This window comes from Bacillus sp. EE-W1 (assembly GCF_009760835.1).
Classification (GTDB): Bacteria; Bacillota; Bacilli; order Bacillales; family Bacillaceae_G; genus Bacillus_A; species Bacillus_A wiedmannii.
In genome coordinates this window covers 64,785-65,077 of record NZ_WIPE01000069.1, presented here as the reverse complement: position 1 = coordinate 65,077, position 293 = coordinate 64,785, and the positions used below count along the sequence as shown (strand labels likewise).

At 36.2% G+C, this 293-nt stretch carries 1 protein-coding gene; it reads left to right on the top strand.

Annotated features, from left to right (window positions below; all coding sequences use genetic code 11):
• The coding region (locus GFJ36_RS16935; protein ID WP_275940654.1) for a M60 family peptidase N-terminal accessory domain-containing protein at positions 1 to 293 on the top strand (293 nt) is incomplete at both ends.

Below are 293 nucleotides of genomic sequence, written 5' to 3'. Positions count from 1 at the left end.
GAAAAAAGAACGGCAGGTTACAAAAGCCAATAAAAGTGCTTGCGACATCCGTTATTTTAGCAACCACGTTATTTGCACCTATTATGTCAAACAATTTAGATGTACATGCTGAAACTGCACAAACTGCAACTCAATTTGAACAAAGAGAGTTTGACCTTCCTGGTACAGGAAGTTTTTGGGATGAAGCAAAAAGAGAAAAAAGAGGTGAGCAAAAAAATTATATGCCAACAGGCATATATGTGAAACCTAATGAACAGGTTACAATTACAGTATCAGGAACGCAAAAGATTAGA